The 20,260-nt window shown below is 67.3% G+C and carries 12 protein-coding genes and 1 pseudogene; 10 read left to right on the plus strand and 3 right to left on the minus strand.

Going from position 1 to position 20,260, the window contains the following annotated elements:
* Positions 1-123 precede the first annotated feature (123 nt).
* The 6 genes and pseudogenes from P7L68_RS05020 to P7L68_RS05045 all read left to right on the plus strand — a co-directional run bounded on the left by P7L68_RS05020 (position 124) and on the right by P7L68_RS05045 (position 7,468).
* Positions 124-1,428, plus strand: coding sequence for a hydroxymethylglutaryl-CoA reductase, degradative (locus P7L68_RS05020; RefSeq protein ID WP_371999550.1), 1,305 nt, complete (start codon positions 124-126; stop codon positions 1,426-1,428).
* A gap of 61 nt (positions 1,429-1,489) precedes the next feature.
* Positions 1,490-2,566: a TRAP transporter substrate-binding protein DctP gene (gene dctP, locus P7L68_RS05025; RefSeq protein ID WP_371999552.1), complete on the plus strand. Its 1,077-nt coding sequence runs from the start codon at positions 1,490-1,492 to the stop codon at positions 2,564-2,566.
* A gap of 424 nt (positions 2,567-2,990) precedes the next feature.
* On the plus strand, positions 2,991-3,548 hold the full coding sequence (locus tag P7L68_RS05030) for a TRAP transporter small permease subunit (RefSeq protein WP_371999554.1): 558 nt from the start codon (positions 2,991-2,993) through the stop codon (positions 3,546-3,548).
* A 5-nt stretch (positions 3,549-3,553) separates the two neighbouring features.
* Positions 3,554-4,864: a TRAP transporter large permease subunit gene (locus tag P7L68_RS05035; protein ID WP_371999977.1), complete on the plus strand. Its 1,311-nt coding sequence runs from the start codon at positions 3,554-3,556 to the stop codon at positions 4,862-4,864.
* 212 nt (positions 4,865-5,076) lie between these two features.
* The gene (locus tag P7L68_RS05040; RefSeq protein ID WP_371999979.1) at positions 5,077-6,723 is read left to right on the plus strand and encodes an Eco57I restriction-modification methylase domain-containing protein; all 1,647 of its coding nucleotides are present in this window, start codon (positions 5,077-5,079) and stop codon (positions 6,721-6,723) included.
* A pseudogene (locus P7L68_RS05045) lies at positions 6,724-7,468 on the plus strand (PaeR7I family type II restriction endonuclease). It begins immediately after the preceding gene.
* Between the two features lie 62 nt (positions 7,469-7,530).
* Here the strand turns inward: P7L68_RS05045 and P7L68_RS05050 are convergent.
* From P7L68_RS05050 to P7L68_RS05060, 3 genes are all read right to left on the minus strand, one after another.
* The gene (locus P7L68_RS05050; RefSeq protein ID WP_371999556.1) at positions 7,531-9,084 is read right to left on the minus strand and encodes a trehalose-6-phosphate synthase; all 1,554 of its coding nucleotides are present in this window, start codon (positions 9,082-9,084) and stop codon (positions 7,531-7,533) included.
* Between the two features lie 89 nt (positions 9,085-9,173).
* Entirely contained in the window at positions 9,174-9,953 is a 780-nt protein-coding gene (gene otsB, locus P7L68_RS05055; protein WP_371999558.1) for a trehalose-phosphatase, read from the minus strand.
* Positions 9,950-10,810, minus strand: coding sequence for an SRPBCC family protein (locus tag P7L68_RS05060; protein WP_371999560.1), 861 nt, complete (start codon positions 10,808-10,810; stop codon positions 9,950-9,952). The genes otsB and P7L68_RS05060 overlap by 4 nt, the downstream gene beginning before the upstream one ends.
* 173 nt (positions 10,811-10,983) lie before the next feature.
* On the opposite strand from P7L68_RS05060, the gene P7L68_RS05065 reads away from it, so the two are divergent.
* Genes P7L68_RS05065 through glgB form a run of 4 tightly spaced genes read left to right on the plus strand, consistent with a single transcriptional unit; the run spans position 10,984 to position 20,102 of the window.
* The gene (locus tag P7L68_RS05065) at positions 10,984-11,475 is read left to right on the plus strand and encodes a DUF2934 domain-containing protein (protein WP_371999562.1); all 492 of its coding nucleotides are present in this window, start codon (positions 10,984-10,986) and stop codon (positions 11,473-11,475) included.
* The gene (locus P7L68_RS05070) at positions 11,472-14,519 is read left to right on the plus strand and encodes an alpha-1,4-glucan--maltose-1-phosphate maltosyltransferase (protein ID WP_371999564.1); all 3,048 of its coding nucleotides are present in this window, start codon (positions 11,472-11,474) and stop codon (positions 14,517-14,519) included. The genes P7L68_RS05065 and P7L68_RS05070 overlap by 4 nt, the downstream gene beginning before the upstream one ends.
* 5 nt (positions 14,520-14,524) lie before the next feature.
* A complete protein-coding gene (gene treS, locus P7L68_RS05075; protein WP_371999565.1) occupies positions 14,525-17,896 on the plus strand; it encodes a maltose alpha-D-glucosyltransferase in 3,372 nt (1,123 codons plus the stop codon).
* A complete protein-coding gene (gene glgB / locus P7L68_RS05080) occupies positions 17,877-20,102 on the plus strand; it encodes a 1,4-alpha-glucan branching protein GlgB (protein ID WP_371999567.1) in 2,226 nt (741 codons plus the stop codon). The genes treS and glgB overlap by 20 nt, the downstream gene beginning before the upstream one ends.
* Positions 20,103-20,260: the final 158 nt, after the last annotated feature.

Below are 20,260 nucleotides of genomic sequence, written 5' to 3' on the forward strand. Positions count from 1 at the left end.
GTCCCTTGCCCGTCCCCCGGATCATAGGACAATCATTGCCAAAGTCACAATCCTTCCCCGCTGCCCCCGGAACCATGTTTCCGGGGTCCGGGAAGGCCGGGATGCCGGACAGACGGAGGAAACATGCAGGCCTGCGACAGCGCGATCAATTCGCGCCTTGAGAACTATCGCAACCTCACCCCGGCCGAGCGGCTGGCCGAACTCGCCCGCGCGGCCGGGCTGGATGCAGCCGACCAGGCCCTGCTGGCCGACCCCGCGGCGCTCGCCGTCGATCGCGCCAACGGCATGATCGAGAATGTGATCGGCACCTTCCAGCTGCCGATGGGTGTGGCGACCAATTTCCGCATCAACGGCCGCGACTATCTGATCCCGATGGTGGTCGAAGAGCCGTCGGTAGTGGCGGCTGCGTCCTATATGGCGCGCATCGCCCGCAGCAACGGCATCGGCTTCGAAACCTCCAGCACCCTGCCGATCATGCGGGCGCAGGTTCAGCTTCTGGACGTGACCGACCCCTGGGGCGCGCGGCTGCGCATCCTGGCGGCGCGCGAGGCGATCATCGCCGCCGCCAATGCCAAGGACGCCAGGCTGGTCAGCCTGGGCGGCGGCTGCCGCGACATCGAGGTCCATGTCTTCCCGAAAAGCCGGGTCGGGCCGATGGTGGTGATGCACCTGCTGGTCGATGTCCGCGACGCCATGGGCGCCAACACGGTCAACACCATGGCCGAGGCGGTGGCACCGCTGGTGGAACAGGCGGCCGGCGGCCGGGTGCGGCTGCGCATCCTGTCGAACCTGGCCGATCTGCGCCTGGCCCGCGCCAGTGTGCGGGTCTCGCCCGCCGCACTCGCCACCAAAACCGTCTCGGGCGAGGACATGGTGACCGGTATCGTCGAGGCGGCGGAATTCGCCGCGATCGACCCCTATCGGGCCGCCACCCACAACAAGGGCATCATGAACGGCATCGACCCGGTCGTGGTCGCCACCGGCAATGACTGGCGGGCGATCGAGGCCGGCGCCCATGCCTTCGCGGTGAAGGACGGGCGCTATACCTCGCTCACCACCTGGGAGCGCGACCGCGAGGGCAATCTGGTCGGTACGCTGGAAATGCCGATGGCGCTGGGCCTGGTGGGCGGCGCCACCAGAACCCATCCGCTCGCCCAGGCCGCCCTGCGCATCCTGAAGGTCGAAACCGCGCAGGAACTGGCCGAGGTGACGGTGGCGGTGGGCCTGGCCCAGAACATGGCCGCCCTGCGCGCACTTGCGACCGAAGGCATTCAGCGCGGCCATATGGCGCTGCACGCCCGCAACATCGCCATCCTGGCCGGGGCCGAAGGGGCCGAGATCGAGGCGGTGGCGAAGCAACTGGCCGCCGCCCATGACGTGCGCGTCGACCGCGCCCGCGAACTGCTCGACGAGCTGCGCCGGGGTTGATCCCCGGCGCCAATCACAAACAGCCAGTCACATCCGGCTGACGATCCTGGGGAGAAAACCGATGACCAGCCATGATCAGACCACCCGCCGCGGCCTGCTGAAGCGCGCCGGCGGCATCGCCGCCGCCGGTGCCGCGGTGGCCGCCGGTGCCGGCACCTTCGCCGCACCCCATGTCGCCCGTGCCGCCGGCCAGCCGGTGAAATGGCGCATGCAGGCGCTGTGGGATGCCAACACCACGCCGATGAAGTTCGAGCAGCTCTTCGCCGACCGGGTGAAGGAACTCACCGGCGGCGGCTTCGAGATCCAGACCTTCACCGCCGGCCAGCTGGTGCCGGCCAACCAGGCCTTCGACGCGGTCCGCGCCGGCGCCTTCCAGATGATGAAGACCTTCGACGGCTACGAAGCCGGCAAGATCCCGGCCTTCGCCTTCACCTCCACCGTGCCCTTCGGCTTCCCCGAGAGCGACCAGTACGAAGCCTGGTTCTACGAGAAGGGCGGTCTCGACATGGCGCGCGAGGCCTATGGCAAGGCCGGGCTGATGTATATCGCCCCCACCGTCTATGGCCAGGAGCCGATCCATTCGAAGGTGAAGATCTCGTCGATCGCCGAGTTCCAGGGCAAGAAGGGCCGCTTCGTCGGTCTCGCCTCCAGTGTGATGGGCGCCATGGGCGTGGCGGTGACGCCGCTGCCGACGGGGGAGGTCTATTCCGCGCTGGAAAAGGGCGTGATCGACATCGCCGACCGCGGCGACCTGACCGCCAACCTCCAGGCCGGCCTGGCGGAGGTTGCCAAATTCGTCATCCTGCCCGGCGTCCACCAGCCGACCACCGCCACCAGCTATGTGGCGAACAAGGCCGCCTACGAGGCCCTGCCGGCGGAATACAAGGCGGTGCTGGCGGTGGCGGCCCGCGAGACCTCGGCGGCGCTGCGCCAGCATATCGTGGTGCAGGACGTGGCCTCGCTGGCGAAGTATCGCGAAGCGGGTGTGGAGATCGTCGAACTCGACCCGGCCGACATCCGCGCCAACCGCGCCAAGGCCGAGGCCCAGTGGCGCGTCGCCACCAAGGACGACGCGCTCGCCACCCGCATCCTGGACAGCCAGGTCGGGTTCATGAAGGAACTGGGCCTGCTGGGTTGAGGGAGAAGGAGGGAGGCGGACGCCTCCTTCCGTTCGTCCTGCCGATGTCCGGATCCGCAGGGGACAATTCCTGAACGACGTTTACACCGTCATCCCGGCGAAGGCCGGGATCCAGGTCTGTCTCCACAAAAAAGGATGCCGAACACCTCGCGTTCGCCCGCGGATGGCGTGGATCACAACGCCTGACACGATCCATCACCAGGGATGATCGCCGTCCATTTCCGTAGAAGCCTACCTGGATCCCGGCCTTCGCCGGGATGACGGTATTGGTGTTTGTGCACAAACGGGTGAGGCCGGCAACGGACATCCGCGACAACCGCCGTGGCGCTTCTGCCGGGCGCCACCTGCCCCAACAACACAACATCGCCGGGCGGCGGGGCCTTTGTCCCGCCGCCTTCGTCCGGTTCCGGTGCGGAGGATCCTGATGTCCGCCCTTGTCGGGGTGGTCCGCGGCTATTGCACGGCCGTCACCGCCTTCAACCATTTTCTCGCCCGGCTGGCCGCGCTCGTCATGTTCGTGGTCGTGCCGGTGATCCTGTTCGAGGTGGTCTCGCGCTATTTCTTCGATGCGCCGACCAACTGGGCGATGGAATCCGCCACCCTGGTCTTCGGTCCCTATTTCCTGACCGCCGGGCCCTGGCTGCTGCACATCCACGGCCATGTGAACATCGACATCCTCCACAAGGCGGTCGGCCGGCGGTTGCAGCTTGCCTTCGATGCCTTCGGCCAGCTGGTGATCATGGGTTTCTGCTGGGTGCTGATCGAGCTTTCCTGGCCGCTTGCGGTCAATTCCTGGGAGCTGGGCGAGACCAGCTTCTCGTCCTGGAACCCCGAGATCTGGTGGACGAAATTCTTCCTGCCGGGGGCGCTGGCCCTGCTGTTCCTGCAGGCGGTGGCCGAATTCCTGCGCGCTGCGCTGCAACTCGGCGGCGGTGACGACCCGATGAACGGCGCCGGCCGGCCCCGGGCAGGTGCGGCATGACCGGCATTGCATCCGAAGGCGTCCTGATCTGGATGTTCGCGGGCCTGGTCGGGCTGATGCTCACCGGCCTGCCGCTCGCCTTCGTGCTGGGCGGGCTTGCGATCCTGTTCACGGTGCTGCTCTGGGACCCTGCGGCGCTGACCATCACCGTGCTGCAGATCTTCGACACCATGCGCTCGGACTCGCTGATGTCGATCCCGCTCTATGTGATGATGGCAAGCGTGCTGCAGCGCTCGGGCATCATCGAATCGCTCTACAAGGCGATGGAGCTGTGGTTCAACCGCCTGCCCGGCGGGCTCGCCATCGGCACGGTGATCATCTGCACGATCATGGCGGCCATGACCGGCATCGTCGGCGCCGCGGTCGCGGCCATGGGCATCCTGGCTCTGCCCTCGATGCTGAAGCGCGGCTATGACCAGCGCCTGGCGCTGGGCACGATCTGCGCCGGCGGCACGCTCGGCATCCTGATCCCGCCTTCGGTCGTGACCATCGTCTACGCCGTCACCGCCCAGGTCTCGATCGGCCAGATGTTCATCGGCGGCATCATCCCGGGCCTGCTGCTGGCCGGGCTCTATGTCGCCTATATCGTCATCCGCAGCCTGATCGACCCGTCGATCGCACCACGCGACCCCTCGCCGGTCGCCTGGGGGGCCCGCCTCCGGTCGCTGCGCGCGCTGATCCTGCCCTTCCTGATCATCCTGGGCGTGCTCGGCAGCATCTATGCCGGCATTGCCACGCCCACCGAAGCGGCGGCGGTGGGGGTGGCCGGCGCGGTCATCTCGGCGGCGATCGAACGTCGGCTCAGCCTCTCCATGCTGTCCGGCGCCGGCATCGACACGATCAAGGTGACCGCGATGATCCTGTGGATCACCATGGGCGCCAAGGCCTTCGTTGCGATCTTCACCGGCACCGGCGGCGCCGATTTCCTGCTGGAGTTCATCCGCGACCTGGACGCCAACCGCTGGCTGGTGCTGGCGGCGATGATGGGCGTGCTGGTGTTCCTGGGCCTGTTCCTGGACGAGATCGGCATCATCCTGCTCTGCGTGCCGGTTTTCCTGCCGGTGATCCAGCTCCTGGATTTCGACCCGCTCTGGTTCGGCATCCTGTTCATGGTCTCGGCCCAGACCGCCTATATCAGCCCGCCCTTCGGCTACACCCTGTTCTATCTGAAGGGCACGCTGCCGCCCGAGATCGGCATGGGCACGGTCTATCGCGGCATCATCCCCTTCATCCTGCTCCAGCTGGTGGGGCTGGGCCTCTGCGCGGCCTTCCCTGAGCTGGTGTTGTGGTTGCCGAAGATGATGGTGGCGGGGTAGGCAAAGTGCAGTGGACGCAGACCGAGGTGTCAACGGACAGCTGTCCGTTGACACCCGCCTGCGACTCCGACTAACTCCTCGTCACCCCAATCAACCTTGATCACCCCGGTCAGGCGACAGGAGGAGCTCACTTGAACGCACCTGCAAAACGCCGCCGGCCTGCGCAGCTCTCGTTTTCCAACATTTGTCCCGTCGATGCTGCGGTCGAAGCCATGTCCACTGCGGGGATTGATAAGCGGGGAGCGGTCTTCACGCGTCGTGAAGTCGTCGATTTCATTCTTGACCTGGTCGGTTATTCAGTCGACCGCCCTTTGCATCATATGCGGCTCCTGGAACCTTCGGCAGGTGACGGCGATTTTCTGCTACCGGCGATCGACAGACTACTGGCATCCTGGCAAAAAGCCGGCAAACCGACGGCTGTAGAAACACTCCGGGATGCAGTGCGGGCAGTAGAACTTAATCGTGTTTCCGTGGATGCGTGTCGCCGCAAGGTGATTTCTCGCCTGATCGAGGAAGGGCTCCCCAGGCAGGCCGCCGAATCGCTCGCAGCTTCCTGGGTTATGCAAGGTGACTTTCTACTAACACATTTCGATCAGACGTTTGACTTTGTGATTGGCAATCCGCCCTACGTGCGACAAGAGCTCATCCCCGATGCGCTCATCATGGCTTACCGCGCGCGATACAGGACGATTTATGATCGCGCTGACCTCTATATTCCCTTTATTGAGCGCGCCCTTGAACTCTTGAGCAAGAGCGGAGCCTGCGGCCTGATCTGTTCAGATCGATGGATGAAAAACCGTTATGGCGGGCCACTACGAGCGTTCGTTGCCGATAACTATCACCTGAAAATCTACGTCGACATGGTTGGCACAACAGCCTTCCATGCGGACGTCGTAGCATATCCAGCAATCACCGTTATCACGGCCGATCGGCCAGGCGGTCCGACGCGCATTGCACATCGACCACCAATAGCAATCGAACCGCTTGCGAAACTCGCAAAAGCGTTAACTTCCGACGCAGTATCCAAATCTCAAGGCGAGGTGCGCGAACTCTATGGGGTAGCTGCTGGTTCAGAGCCCTGGCTTCTGGAAGAATCTGCTCAGCTTGCACTAGTCCGCCGCCTTGAGGCGAGCTTCCCAACTCTCGAAGAGGTCGGCTGCAAGGTGGGAATCGGCGTTGCGACCGGTGCCGACAAAGCATTTATCGGTCCCTTTAAGAATTTGGATGTGGAACCGGATCGTAAACTTCCGCTTGTAATGACGCGTGACATCCAAAATGGGAATGTATCTTGGCGCGGCCTTGGTGTCATCAATCCCTTCGGTGATGATGGGCGCCTTGTCGATCTCGCCGATTATCCCAGGCTACGCACTCATCTGGAAGCGCACCGTAACCAGATCGTAAAACGCCATGTTGCGCAGAAATCTCCGCGCCAGTGGTATCGTACGATAGATCGCATCTATCCGGCGATAGCGAAAAAGCCAAAGCTGCTGATACCCGACATCAAGGGAGAGGCTCATGTTGTTTATGAAAGCGGCGAACTGTACCCGCATCACAATCTTTACTTCATAACTTCAGATCACTGGAATGTACGAGCCCTTCAAGCCGTGCTTCTTTCTGGCATTGCACGACTTTTTGTAGCGACCTATTCGACCCGCATGCGCGGTGGTTATCTTCGGTTCCAGGCACAGTATCTGCGCCGGATCAGACTCCCGGCCTGGGACAGCGTACAGGCCGTACTTCAAAACAAGCTGATCGAGGCAGCCACAGATGGCGATGTCGTCGCTTGCAATCAAGCCGTTTTCGATCTCTACGGCTTGTCGAAAAGCGAACGGATGGTGCTTGGAGGTGGTGAGGACTAAATGGCTCTTGATTTGGCTGACTACGAGCAGAAGGCACGCGACGCGACGATGGCCTTTTGGGGTAACCGCCAGAAAGCGCTTGATGCCAAAACCAAAGCGGGTAAGAGCGACATCGGTGAACGCGGTGCCGTTACTGCAGGCAACACGATGGACGGCTTCATCGCCCTCATGATTGACCTGATACATGCCAACGGTCTTACCCAAGCTGAAATCCATCGAGCTCGTAGCGCGCTGACTTTGCCAGGTTTTTTTCCGCCCCACCAAATTATGGGACATTCTGGTAATTAACCAAGGCCGTCTCGTCGCGGCGATAGAAATGAAAAGTCAAATTGGCCCTTCCTTTGGCAACAATGCCAACAACCGCGCGGAAGAGGCCATAGGAACTGCCCACGATTTTTGGACTGCTTATCGTGAGGGTGCTTTTGGTGCGGACACGATCCGTCCGTTTGTTGGCTGGCTTGTCTTGGTTGAGGATGCGCCGAAATCAAGAGCATCTGCTCAACGAGAGGTCTCCCGCCATTACCCTGTCTTCTCAGAATTCAAGAATGTTTCTTATCTACAGAGGTACGATATCCTCTGTCGGAAACTCATGCGTGAGAACCTATACACTTCTGCCTGCACCCTCACTTCTTCCCGCGAGGCAAAGACGACCGGAAGCTATGCAGAGATGTCTGAGATCACAAGCCTGAAGTCCTTCGTCACAGCATTTGCCGGCCATATCGCAGCTGAGGTTGCCAGAGGGTAGTTCCCGGATCGGATCGGGCCTGTTCCGGGAACAGGCCCCCGATGCAGCTTGATGGCCGCCAATCACCCCTCCCCCGCCACCCGCATCAACAACCCGTCATGCACCCGGCCGGAGGTCGTGGCCCCCGTCTCCCGCACGAAGCCCTCGCGTTTCACCACGGAGCTGCCCTCCGTCGCGAGGCGCGGGTGGTCGCGGCGGAGCAGGCGGCCGGTCGGGGGTTGGGCGGTGGGGCTGGCGGCGTCGGCGAGCGCGCGGACGAAGCTGCGCCACCAGCGGCTGACATCGTTGACCGACAGCACCGCCATCATCGCCTTCCAGCGCTCGCGGCGTTCCTCAAGGCTCATGGTCAGGCCCTGCTGCATAAGCCGGGCGGTCTCGTCGTGGTCGAGCGGGTTGACGATCAGGGCGGCGTCCAGTTCATGTGCGGCGCCGGCGAAGCGCGACAGCATCAGCACGCCCGGATCTTCGGGGTTCTGGGCGGCGACATATTCCTTCGCGACCAGGTTCATGCCGTCATGCAAGGGCGTCACCACCGCCATCCGGGCCATGCGCAGCACGCCGGCAAGCGTTTCGCGCGGGATGCCGCGGTTGATATAGCGCAGCGGCGTCCAGTCGGGTTCCGAGAAGCGGCCGTTGATCCGGCCGCTGATCTCTTCCAGCTCGCGCCGGATCGCGACATATTCCGGCAGCTTGCTGCGCGACTGCGAGGCGATCTGCACGAAGGCCATCCGGCGGCGCAGCTCGGGCGCGTTCTCCAGCAGGCGCTCATAGGCCAGCATCCGATGCGGCAGGCCCTTGGTGTAATCCAGCCGGTCGACGCCCAGCATCAGCGCACCGCGGCCGGCGCCGCGGGCAAGCTTGATGCAATACTCGCTCCCGGCATGGCGCTCGGCGGTCAGGGCAAAGGCGGCGGGGTCGATCGAGATCGGAAAGACGGAGGCCCGGAAATGGCGGCCGAAGGCTTCCATCCGCCCGTCCATGGAGACGCTGCCCCCCGCTTCCCAGCGGATATAGTCCTGGAAGGCCCGCAGGTCCGCCGCGGTCTGGAAGCCGATCAGATCGGCATGGGCCAGCCCCTCTACCAAAGCGCGGTGTTCGGGCAGGGCCGCGAAGGCATCCGCGGCCGGAAAGGGCGTGTGCAGAAAGAAGCCGATCGGGTTGCGCATGCCCCGCCGCCTGAGCTCTTCGGCCGCCGGCAGCAGATGGTAGTCATGGATCCAGATCATGTCGTCGGGATGCAGCAGCGGCAGCAGCCGGTCGACGAACTGGCGGTTCACCGACCGATAGGCGGTGTAGCGGTCGGCATCGTGGTGCATCAGATGGGGGGCGCTGTGCAGCACCGGCCAGAGCGCCTCGTTGGCATAGCCGTTGTAATAGCCGCGATGATCGGCCGGCGTCAGGTCCACGGTGGCGACCCGGTAGCCGCCGGGCTGGATCTCGGGCCCATGCAGGGCCGGCGCCTCGGAAAGCTGGCCGCTCCAGCCGAACCACAGGCCGGCGGTCTCGCTCAGAGCCTCGCGGACGGCCACGGCCAGTCCGCCGCTCGCCCCCGCATCTTCGGTGGACCGCGGATCTGCGCGGGCCACGCGGTTGGAGATCACCACAAGTCGCTTCAAGATCCGTCCCTCCAGGCTCCGACCGGGCCGGTCCTGGCCGGCGCCGTCGTCGCAATCATCACTCGTCGCAATAACCCGCGGAGGAGGGGTTAGGTTCCGGCGCCGCCGGCCTCCGCGTTCATGCCGGCAAGCCCGGCCAGCCAGCGGCGAAAGGCGGGCGCATCGGGCACGGTCCAGCGTGCGGCAGTCCCGGGGGCGGCCTGCGGGCCGATGCCGGTCGCCCCGACACGGATCGAATGGCCGCCCATGGCATTCACCATGGCGAAGCCGTCCTCGTCGGTGACGTCGTCACCGGCGAAGACCGGCACCCGGCCATGAAAGGGAGCGGTGCTCATGAAGCTGCGGATGGCGGTGCCCTTGTCGGCGCCCGCCATCCTGAGTTCCACCACCATCTTGCCCGGCATCACCCGCAATTCCGGCCGGGTCGTCCCCGCCAGCCGCCGGGCCAGCGCCAGCGCGCCGGCCCCGGCTGCCGGGGCTGCCCGGTAATGCAGGGCAAACCCGTGGGATTTCCGCTCCAGCAGCACGCCGGGATGGGCGGCGGTGAAGGCGGCGAGCGGCGCCTCCAGCGCCGCGAAGCCTTCAGGATGCGGCAGCGGCGGCCGGCCGCGCCATTCCAGCCCGTGCTGGCCGGCGGCCGCCGGCCGGGCGGGATGGAACAGCCGCTCCAGCTCGGCCAGCGGCCGGCCGCTGACCAGGGCCAGCGCCCCGCCGAACCGCTCCGTCAGCCGCTCCAGAAGGGCCGGCAATTCCGGGCTCACCACCACCGCATCGGGGCTGGGGGCGATGTCGACCAGGCAGCCGTCCACATCCAGAAACAGCGCCCAGTCGGGCCCGGCCTGGGGCAGGCGCGACGCCGCCAAGGTCACTGCCCCGGGGTCGCGGGCTTGCCGTTGCCGCCCGGCTGCCTGCCCGGGGTGAAGGGCGCCGAGGCCTGGGCGGTGCCCGAACCGGTGGTTCCCGGCGCGCCGCCGCCCACCTCGGACCCGAAACCGCCCGAGGAGCCGGCCGCAGAGGTGCCGGTGGCCTCTTCCTCCATCCGCCGGCGGAAGCGGCGCAGATCGTCCATCAGCTGACGCTTGGGATGGCGCGGCATCAGCCACTGGCCGATGCGGCCCAGCAGCCCCGCCGGCACCTCGTAACGCAGCGTCACCGCCACGTCGGTGCGGTCGCGGCCATCGCCGTTTTCGGTGTCGGGGATGAATTCGACCATGCCGGCATTCTGGAAATCCGCCTCTTCGGTGGTGCTCCAGGCGATGCGGCGGTCGGGGATGTCCTGGGTGATGCGCGACACGAAGCCGATGCTGTCGCCCGCCGGCCCGTCGATGATCCAGCGCGAGGTGCTGTCGTCGATCTCGCGGATGCTGTGCACATGAGAGAGGATGCGCGGCAGGTTTTCGAGGTCGCGCCAGCGCCGGTACAGCTCCGATGCCGGGCGGTCGATCGTCACCGACGCATGGATTTCAGAGGTGCCGCGGCCGTTCACCTCCTGCTCGTGCCGGGTGTCGATGCCCAGCCGTTCATAAAGCATGCAGCGGCCCTGCAGGCCGCGATGGATCAGCAGACCGCCGGCCGCCATCGACAGAAGGCCGCCGGCATGAGCCGGATGGTCGGATTTCAGGCCGTGGCGCACCAGACAGGCACCCAGAAACAGCGAAACCAGCTGTTCCGCCGGATGCACATTGGGGGTGCCGTCGTGATGGCCGTGATCGGTACGGGTCGCCATGGGGGAAGGCTCCTTGGGATGAACAGTGGTCCCGCACAACCCCCGACCGGCCAGAGGGTTCCCGCCATGCAGAGAGGGTTCCCGCCACCCGGGCGGAACCGGGACGCGGAACCAGGATGCCCGGGCGGTGTTGATGCAGCAGACGGCCCATCGATGCCCGAGGACGCCTGGTCATGCACAGATCCGACGAGACACCCGCGGACCGCACCCGCCGCCTGGAGAAGATCGCCCACCGCATCTGGGTAGAGGAAGGCCGCCCCCATGGCCGCGATCGCGCGCATTGGGCGGCGGCCGAAGCCGAGCTTGAGGCGCTGGAGGCGGCCAACCGGTCGGTACCGGAAACAGGCCGCCCGCCGGGCCCGGGCGACGCACCCTATGAGGCCGGCCCCACACCCGGCCCGGCCGTACCCGCCCCACCCGTCCCCGGCTCCCCCGCGCCGTCTGCCGCGGAACCCGGCCCCGCGGCGCCGGAAACCCGCACCCGGCGCCGCCTGGCCGCCGGGACGACGGCTGACACGCCAGAGACGAAGGCGGTCGGGGCCGGGACGCACCGCGCCAAGGGCGGCACCGACGCCGCGCCGACAGCGACGGCCGATGCGCCAAAGAAGGCGGGCACGAAGCCGGCCACCCGTTCCCGCACCCGGCGGCCGGCGGGGGATGCATGAACGCGCAGTCCTCCCGAACCCCCTGGCACCCCCGGATCCTGATGGTGCCCGCCGCAACCGCCCGCGAGGGCGCGGCGCTGGCGGCGGCCGCCGCCCGGGCCCGTGATCTGGGTTTCGATCATCTGCTGCTGGCCGGCCCCGCCGAGCCGGCCCGGATCGAGGCCGCCTGCCGCAGCGCCGCCGGTCACGGCATCCGGTTGCTGATCGATCTGCTGCCCGAACCCGACCCGGATCGCGACATGCGCGCCGGCCGCGATCCGCGCCGACAGGCTCTGATCCCTGAAAATGAACAGGACGAGGCGACGCTGACCGATCTGGTCGATGCCGCGATGGCGGCCGGCGTCGCCGGCTTCCGCGCGCCCCTGCCCCGGGCGGTGACGCCCGGGATCTGGGCGCGGCTCCGTGCCCGCGCCGCCGAGTGCCGTCTGCTGCTCTGGACCCATGGGCTGACGGCGGAGCAGATCGGCACGCTCGCCGCCTGCGGCTTCGACGCCGCGGTCGCCTCCGATGCCTGGTGGGATCTGGCGGCACCCTGGATGCTGGACGAGATCGACCGCCTGTCGCGCATCGGCAGCGTGCTGACCTGCCCGGAAGTGCCCTTCGGGCCGCGCCTGCCCGAGATTCTGGGCGGGCCCGGGGTGGCGGAGGCGGTGGGGCGGCGCAGCCTGAGGCTCGCCCCCTTCCTGTTCGACGGGATCATCGTCCAGGCCGGATTCGACTGGGGTGCGCCCGATCCGCTCCGCCCGGACATGCCGGCGCCCGAGAAGGCCCGGCAGCCGCGCTATGATCTTTCCCAGCCGCTGCGGGTCGCCAATGCCGGTTTCGAGCGGCTGGAAACCACGGGCCGGCCGGCGCTTGAGATGCTCACCGGCGAAAGCGGCCCGATTCTGGCCTTCAGGGCCGGCAATGACCGGCTGGTGGTGGCGTCGCGCCTGCCCGATGCACCGCTGCGCATCGATCCGCAGCCGCTGCTGGCCCGCGGCCCGGACATGGCTGCACGGCGGCTGGTCGATCACCCGCCGGGCACGCCGCTGGATCTGGCGCCGGGCGGGGTGGCGGTTCTGGAGATCTGCGAAGAGCCGCCGGTGCGCGGGCCAGAGGCCGGGCCGGCAGAGGCTGCGGCGCAGCTGCCGCGGATCGCCATCGAAGCCGTCTCCCCCGTGCTCGACGACGGCCGTTTCGCCATCCGCCGCCGGCTGGGCAGTTCGCTTGAGGTCGAGGCCGATATCTTCGCCGATGGCCACGACGTCATCAAAGTCGTGCTCCGGCTGCGCGCCGAGGACGAGACCGGGTGGCGCGAGGTGCCGATGAGCCATGTGGTCAACGACCGCTGGCAAGGCCGGGCGCCGCTGGACCGGCTGGGCCGGCACCGGTTCGAAATCATGGCCTGGCGCGATGCCTGGGGATCCTATCGCACGGATCTGGCCAGGAAACAGGCGGCCGGCGTGGTGCGGCCGGTGGATCTGGCCGATGGTCTGGCCCTGCTCCGCGCCCATGGCATCGACGACATCGCCCACGACGTGGAGCAGGCCGACGATGACGGGGCGAAGATCCGCCGCCTGCTCGACGACGAGACCCGGGATGCCATGGCGCTGGTCGACCCCCGCCCCTTCGCCAGCGCCACGCCCCGCGACTATCCGGTCGATGTCGAGCGGCTGCGGGCGGGATTTGCCGCCTGGTACGAGCTGTTCCCCCGCTCGGAAACCGAGGATCCCGGCCGCCATGGCCGGTTCGACGACGTGATCCGCCGCCTGCCCGAGATCCGGGCGATGGGCTTCGACGTGCTCTACATGCCGCCGATCCACCCGATCGGGCGCACCAACCGCAAGGGCCGCAACAATGCCCTGACGGCGGGTCCCGACGATCCCGGCAGCCCCTATGCCATCGGAAGCGAGGCCGGTGGCCATGACGCGATCCATCCCGAACTTGGGACGCTGGAAGATTTCCGGGCGCTGGTCGACGCGGCCGCCGGCCATGGCATGGAGGTGGCGCTGGATTTCGCCATCCAGTGCTCGCCCGATCATCCCTGGCTGAAGGACCATCCCGAATGGTTCGCCTGGCGATCCGACGGCTCCATGCGCTATGCCGAAAACCCGCCCAAGCGCTATGAAGACATCGTCAATGTCGACTTCTATGCCGAGGGCGCGGTGCCGGCGCTGTGGCAGGCGCTGAGGGATGTGGTGGCCTTCTGGGTGGCGGAAGGTGTCCGCCTGTTCCGGGTCGACAATCCCCACACCAAGCCGTTTCCCTTCTGGGAATGGCTGATCGCCGACATCCGCCGCGACCATCCGGACGTCGTGTTCCTGGCCGAGGCCTTCACCCGGCCCAAGGTCATGTACCGGCTGGCCAGGCTCGGCTTCGCGCAGTCCTATACCTATTTCACCTGGCGCGACGACAAGGCCGGATTGACCGCCTATTTCACCGAGCTCAGCACGCCGCCGGCGGTGGAGTTCTTCGGGCCGCATGTCTTCGTCAACACCCCCGACATCAACCCGTATTTCCTGCAGACATCCGGGCGGCCGGGCTTTCTGATCCGCGCCTGCCTCGCCACCATGCTCTCAAGCCTCTGGGGGATGTATGCCGGCTTCGAGCTGTGCGAGGGCGCACCCCTGCCGGGGCGCGAGGAATATCAGGACAGCGAGAAATACCAGATCCGGCCGCGCGACTGGAACCAGCCCGGGAACATCCGCGCCGAGATTACCCTGCTCAACCGCATCCGCGCCGCACACCCGGCCCTGCATCAGAATCGCGGTCTCGCCTTCCACACCGCCTGGAATGATCAGGTGCTGCTGTTCAGCAAGACCACCGATCAGGGCGACGACATCGTTCTGGTGGCGGTGAGCCTGGATCCCCACCACGCCCAGGAGGCCGCGATCGAGCTGCCGCTCGAACGCTGGGGTCTGCCCGAAAATGCAGGCGTGACCATGGATGATCTGATCGGCGGCCGGCGATCGACCTGGACCGGCCGCCACCACCGGCTGCGCCTGGACCCCGCCCGCCTTCCCTTCGCCATCTGGCGGGTGCTGCCGCCGGTGAGAGGTTGAACCACATGCCCGCACCCACCACCCCCGTCTCATCCCCCACCGGCGCGCAAGGCCGCATCATCCGTGCCGGCGACGGCAGCCCGGGCGACCCGCTCTGGTACAAGGACGCCGTCATCTACCAGCTGCATGTGAAGTCGTTCCAGGACAGCAATGACGACGGCATCGGCGATTTCCCGGGGCTGATCTCGCGGCTGGACTATATCGCCGGGCTTGGCGTCGACACGATCTGGCTGCTGCCCTTCTACCCCTCGCCCTTGCGCGACGACGGCTACGACATCGCCGATTATCGCGACGTCAACCGCGCCTATGGCACGATCGGCGATTTCAGGCGCTTCCTGGCCGAAGCCCATGCCCGGGGCCTGCGGGTGATCACCGAACTGGTGATCAACCACACCTCCGACGCCCATCCCTGGTTCCAGCGCGCCCGCCGGGCCCGGCGCGGCTCGGCGCAGCGCGATTTCTATGTCTGGTCGGATGACGACCGCAAATATCCCGAGACCCGGATCATCTTCCTCGACACCGAAAAGTCGAACTGGACCTGGGATCCGGTGGCCGGGGCCTATTACTGGCACCGCTTCTATTCCCACCAGCCGGACCTGAATTTCGACAACCCGCGGGTGCTGGACGCGGTGCTGAAGGTGATGCGCTTCTGGCTCGATATGGGGGTGGACGGGCTCCGCCTCGACGCCGTGCCCTATCTGATCGAGCGCGAGGGCACCAACAACGAGAACCTGCCCGAGACCCATGATGTCCTGAAGAAGATCCGCGCCCATCTGGACGAGCATTACAGCGACCGGCTGCTTCTGGCCGAAGCAAATCAGTGGCCGGAAGACACCCAGGAATATTTTGGCGCCGGCGACGAATGCCATATGGCGTTTCATTTTCCACTGATGCCGCGGATGTATATGAGCATCGCGCAGGAGGACCGGTTCCCGATCACCGACATCATGCGCCAGACGCCGGATATTCCGGAAAACTGCCAATGGGCGATCTTCCTGCGCAATCACGACGAGCTGACGCTGGAGATGGTCACTGAAACCGAGCGCACCTTCCTGTGGGAGACCTATGCCTCGGACCGGCGGGCGCGGATCAATCTGGGCATCCGCCGACGGCTGGCGCCGCTTCTGGACCGCGACCGGCGGCGGATCGAGCTGATGCACAGCCTGCTGCTGACCATGCCGGGCACGCCGGTGCTGTATTACGGCGACGAAATCGGCATGGGTGACAATGTCCATCTGGGCGACCGCGACGGGGTGCGCACCCCCATGCAATGGTCGCCCGACCGCAATGGCGGGTTTTCGCGCGCCGATCCCGAACAGCTGATCCTGCCGGCGATCATGAGCCCGCTTTACGGCCATGCCGCGGTGAATGTGGAGACCCAGAGCCGCGACCCGCATTCGCTGCTCCACTGGACCCGGCGCATGCTTCAGGTCCGCCGCCGCTTCCGCGCCTTCGGCCGCGGACGGCTGGATTTCCTGTTCCCCGGCAACCGCCGGGTGCTGGCCTATCTGCGCGCCGACGACAGCGATACGGTGCTGTGCGTGGCCAATCTGTCGCGCACCGCCCAGGCGGTGGAGCTGGATCTGTCGCGGTTCGAAGGCCGGGTGCCGATGGAACTGGTCGGCGGCGCCGCCTTCCCGCCGATCGGCCAGCTGCCCTATCTGCTGACCCTGCCGCCCTATGGCTTCTATGCCTTTGCGCTGGAACCGGAAGGCCGGGCGCCGGTCTGGCACATGCCGGCGCCGGAACCCCTGCCGGAGCATGAGACCTTCGTGCTGCGCCGGGGGCTGACGCAGCTGCTGGAAGAACCCCATCGCGACCGGCTGTCGAAAACGGTGCTGCCGGCCTGGCTGGCCATGCGCCGCTGGTTCGCCGGCGGGCGGGATGCGGCGGCGACCGCGCGGCTGGATTTCGCCGACCCCCTGCCCGGCACCGATGGCGAGATCCTGCTGACCGGGATCGCGGTTTCCCGCGACGACGGCACCGAGGATCATTACGCCCTGCCGCTGGGCATTCTGTGGGATGCAGACCGCGCCGACACCCCCGCCTTGCCGGTGCGTCTGGCCCTGGCGCGGGTGCGGCAGACCGCCCGGATCGGGCTGCTGACCGACGGTTTCGCGCTGGACGGTTTCGGCCGGGCGCTGATGCGGGCGCTGGCCGATGGCGGCACGCGGGCGGCACCCGGGGCGCGACTGTCGCTCCGGCCCGGATCGGCCGAGGCGGTGGCGATCGCCGGTGCCATCCCCCCGGGGGCCGAGGTGCGCCAGATGGCGGCGGAGCAGACCAACAGTTCGGTGATCGTGGGCGATACCGCGGTGATCAAGCTGATCCGCCGCATCCAGCCCGGCATCAACCCCGAGGTCGAGATGGCCCGCCATCTGACCGGGGCCGGCTATGCCGGGGTGGCGGAATTCCTGGGCGAACTGGCGTGGGAGGGCCAGGTTGGGGAGGAGAGTGACGGCACCGCCAGCCTGGCGGTGATCCAGCGCTTCATCCGCAATCAGGGCGATGGCTGGCACTGGACCGGCGACCAGCTGGCCCGGGCGCTGGACGCGCTGCACCATCACGACCACGAGCGGCTGGAGGATGCGACGGGCGCCATCCGCGCGCTGACCCGCACCATCGGCCGGCGGCTGAAGGAGCTGCACGAGGTGCTGGCGCGGCCGTCGGAGGACGAGAATTTTGCCCCGGAAATAGCCGATCCGGCTACGATCACCGCCTGGAATAGCCGAATCGGCCAGGCGCTGGAAACGGCCTTCGATATTCTGGCCGATCATGCCGCCGCGGGGGACGATACCCCCCTCTCCCGGGCGGCCCGAACCGTGCTTGCCCGGCGCCGGGGACTGGCCGCGGCCGTGGCCGCACTTGCCAGGACGGGAACCGGAGCGCCCCTCACCCGTATCCATGGCGATTTCCATCTGGGCCAGCTGCTGGTCTCGACCGGCGATGTCACGCTGATCGATTTCGAGGGCGAGCCGACCCGGCCGCTGGCGCTGCGCCGGGCCAAGGACAGCCCCTGGCGGGATGTGGCGGGGCTGCTGCGCTCCATCGATTATGTGACCGCCATGCCACATCCCTCGGCCCCGGCATCCGATACCGGGGCGGGGCTGGAGCCGGACGATCCCGGCCACTGGCTGGTGCGGCTGAGGGGCGAGATGGAGCGGGCCTTCCTGCAGGGCTATGCGGGCGAGGAGGCAACGACCGCCATCCCCGACATGCCGCGGCTGCTGACGCTGTTCCTGATCGAGAAGGCGGCCTACGAGGTCGCCTATGAGGCCGGATTGCGGCCGGACTGGCTGCTGCTGCCCGCAGCCGGCCTCGCGCGTCTGGCAGAACGACTGGTACCGGAGACCGACGATGTCGCACCCGACGCATGAACCGGCCGGCCCCCCCGGCCTGGACCGGGGCGCACTCGACGCATTGGCCGAGGCCCGCCATGGCGACCCCTTCGCCGTGCTGGGCCCTGCCCCTGAGCCCGATGCCGGCCGCCGCCGGCTGGTGGTGATCCGGCCCGATGCCGGGGCCGTGGCCGCGGTGGCGCAGGATGACGGGCGGCCGCTGGGGATGCTGGCCCGGGTTCACCCGGCGGGGATCTTCGCCGGCCTGATCGAGGATGCCCCCTACCGGCTGCGGGTCACGACCGGCCGCGGCACGACGATCGAGGACGACCCCTATCGCTTCGGCCCGATCCTGACCGACGAGGATCTGCGCCTGATCCGCGCCGGCCATCATCCCGATCTGCCGGGGGTGCTGGGCGCGCGGGTGACCGACATGGAGGGGATCGCCGGCACCGTCTTCGCGGTCTGGGCGCCCAATGCCGACCGGGTGTCGGTGACCGGCGATTTCAACGACTGGGACGGGCGCCGCCATCCGATGCGGCTGCGTCACGCCGCCGGTGTGTGGGAGCTGTTCCTGCCCGGCATCGGCCCGGGCCGGGCCTATCGCTACGAGATCCGCAGCCGCGGCGGCGCCGTGCTGCAAAAGGCCGATCCGATGGCCCGGGCGACGGAAATGCCGCCCGGCACCGCCAGCATCGTGCCCGACCCCACCCCCTTCCCCTGGACCGACGGCAGCTGGATGGCGCGCCGCGCCACCACAGATCTGCTGAAGATGCCGCTGTCGGTCTACGAGGTGCATGCCGCATCCTGGTTCCGCGATGCCGCCCACCCGCAGCTGGACTGGGACGGGCTGGCCGACCGGCTTATCCCCTATGTCCGGGCGCTGGGCTTCACCCATGTCGAGCTGCTGCCGGTGATGGAACATCCCTTCGGCGGGTCGTGGGGCTATCAGCCGCTGGGGCTGTTCGCCCCCAGCGCCCGCTTCGGCCGGCCGCGCGGTTTCGCCCGCTTCGTGGACCGCTGCCACGCCGCCGGGATCGGGGTGATCCTGGACTGGGTGCCAGCGCATTTCCCCATGGACAGCCACGGCCTGTTCCGCTTCGACGGCACGGCACTTTACGAGCATGAAGACCCGCGCGAAGGCATCCACCGCGACTGGAACACCGCCATCTACAATCACGGCCGCGACGAGGTGGCGGGCTTCCTGATCGCCAGCGCGCTCTACTGGCTGGAGCATTACCATGTCGACGGGCTGCGGGTGGATGCCGTGGCCTCGATGCTCTATCGCGACTACAGCCGCGAGGCCGGCGACTGGGTGCCCAACATCCATGGCGGGCGCGAGAATCTTGAAACGGTCGCCTTCCTGCGCCGGATGAACCAGACGATCCAGGCGCGCGTGCCCGGCGCCATGACCATCGCCGAGGAATCCACCGCCTGGCCCGGGGTGACCGCGCCCATAACCGGGGACCAGGGGAGCGCATTGGGCTTCACGCTCAAATGGAATATGGGCTGGATGCATGACAGCCTGAAATATATGAGCGAAGACCCGATCAACCGGCGCTGGCATCACGGCACCATGACCTTCAGCCTGGTCTATGCCTGGTCGGAACGCTATGTGCTGCCGCTGTCGCATGACGAGGTGGTCCACGGCAAGGGCTCCTTGCTCGGCCGCATGCCGGGGGATGACTGGCAGAAACGCGCCAATCTGCGCGCCTGTCTCGCCTTCATGTGGGGCCATCCCGGCCGCAAGCTGATCTTTGCCGGCGGCGAGCTGGGCAATCCGCGGGAATGGGATCATGACGGCTCCACCCCCTGGGCGCTGCTCGACGATCCCGGCCACCGGGGCATCCAGTCCCTGGTCGCCGATCTGAACCGGCTCTACGCCCACGAGCCGGCGCTGCACGGCCACGACGACGACCCGGGCGGCTTTCAGTGGGTGGTGGGCGACGATGCCGCGAACAGCGTCTTCGCCTGGATCCGCCGCACGGGGGAAGAGGCGACCGACCCTGACATGCTGGTCGTCGCCAATCTGACCCCGGTCCCGCGCGAGGGCTATCGTATCGGGGTTCCGGCCCCCGGCATCTGGCACGAGGTGCTGAACACCGACGCCACCGCCTATGGCGGTTCGGGCCTGGGCAATGGCGGCCGGGCGCTGGCGGTGGAGACACCGGCCCATGGCCGGCCCGCCTCTCTCACCCTCACCCTGCCGCCGCTCGCGACCCTGATGCTGCGACAGGGGCGGTAGAGCGATGCCGGAACCCGCCTGGTCGCCACCGCCGCTGTCCGACACCGCCGTCGACTATGCCCGCACCATCCGACCACCACCGCCGCTGTCCGGCTCCGCCGTCGACCGTCTCTGCACAAAAGAAGCACCGTCATCCCCGCGAAGGCGGGGATCCAGGT

The sequence above is a fragment of the Tistrella mobilis genome (genome assembly GCF_041468085.1).
GTDB lineage: Bacteria > Pseudomonadota > Alphaproteobacteria > Tistrellales > Tistrellaceae > Tistrella > Tistrella mobilis_A.